We start from the raw sequence: 1,374 nt of genomic DNA, 5'->3' as shown, positions 1-1,374 counted from the left end.
AAGCATGCGTAATTGGGCTACCCTCTGTTCTGAGGTCGAGCTCCCGATAAGATCACAGGATGACTGTGAACAAGGGAAAAAGAAGATGGAATATTTTGCCGGAATAGACGTATCGCTGCGATCCTGTGCGCTTTGCATTGTTGATGGCAAGGGAAAGGTGCTTCTTGAGCGGGAGCTGCCTTGCGAGGTCAGCGACATCGCTAAGTGCCTTGCTGAGTTTGCGCATCCGATTGAACGGGTTGGCTTTGAAGCAGGCACAATGAGCCAGCACCTGTACTTCGGTTTGACAACAGAGGGCTTTGATGTGGTCTGCATGGAGGCGCGACAGGTCAATGCAGCGCTGTCGGCAATGCGGAATAAGACTGACAAGAATGATGCACGTGGCATCGCTCAAGTGCTGCGCACCGGCTGGTTCAGCCCTGTGCATATGAAGAGCCGAGAGGCACATGGTGTGCGTGCCTTGCTCAGCACACGCAAGGCGTTGCTGAAGAAAACGATGGATTTGGCAAACGAAGTCCGTGGACTGCTGAAGATCTTCGGCATTCGTCTGCCCATGACTGTGAAGCACGGGAGCTTTGACGGCATCGTCAGGCCGTTGATTGAGATGGATGATATTTTGACCCATGCCTTGATCCCGCTCTTGGATGCACGTGTGGTTTTGTATCAGCATTTTCTCGAACTGGATCGGCGCGTCAAACGCGCTGCCAGCCATGATGAAGTTTGCATGCGGATGATGACCGTTCCGGGTGTCGGACCGATTGCTTCGTTGACTTTCAAGGCTGCTGTTGATGATCCGACGCGATTCAAACGATCCCGCACTGTTGGCGCACATTTTGGCCTAACACCGCGACGATATCAGTCTGGTGAACATGACAATCCCGGTCGTATATCCAAAGCGGGAGACCGAGATGTCCGCGCAACTTTGTACGCCGCCGCCAACGCTTTGCTCATGCGAACGATGGCGGGGTCTCAAATCAAGTCTTGGGGCATGCGACTGATGCGGACCAAGGGTCGTCGTCGCGCTGTTGTCGCCGTCGCCCGCAAGCTCGCCGTCTTGCTCCACCGGATGTGGATTGATGGCACGGAATTCCGTCAGGACCAGGTGGGAGGAGCGGCATGAACTAAAAGCCGACCACCAATCCTAACGGGGTCGTCCCTCACCGGACGAGGTCTGTGGAAGAAGCCGAAAATGGCTGCTGCGCAACGTGAAGCGCGTCTCTAAGCAAGGCTCTCCACTGCCGATCCGACATATGCGTGCAGCGGTGCCACCACGGCATCAACCAGACTGCGAAGAGAAGCGTGACCCGGATGAGTGACAATGACCCGAAACTAAAAAGGAAAAGGAGCTTGACCCAAACACCCAATTAGAGAAGC

The 1,374-nt window shown here is 54.9% G+C and carries 1 protein-coding gene; it reads left to right on the top strand.

Going from position 1 to position 1,374, the window contains the following annotated elements; genetic code table 11:
* Nucleotides 1–85 precede the first annotated feature (85 nt).
* Nucleotides 86–1,120, top strand: coding sequence for an IS110 family RNA-guided transposase (locus FHS72_RS18385; protein WP_183531190.1), 1,035 nt, complete (start codon nucleotides 86–88; stop codon nucleotides 1,118–1,120).
* The last annotated feature ends 254 nt before the right edge of the window (nucleotides 1,121–1,374 follow it).

This window comes from Yoonia ponticola (assembly GCF_014199395.1).
Taxonomy (GTDB): domain Bacteria; phylum Pseudomonadota; class Alphaproteobacteria; order Rhodobacterales; family Rhodobacteraceae; genus Yoonia; species Yoonia ponticola.
Note: the sequence above shows the minus strand (reverse complement) of the source record. Positions and strands in the feature narration are given on the sequence as shown.

Coding starts and splice junctions, on each gene's coding strand:
- FHS72_RS18385 (WP_183531190.1), top strand. CDS start 86: ATGGAATATTTTGCCGGAATAGACGTATCGCTGCGATCCTGTGCGCTT.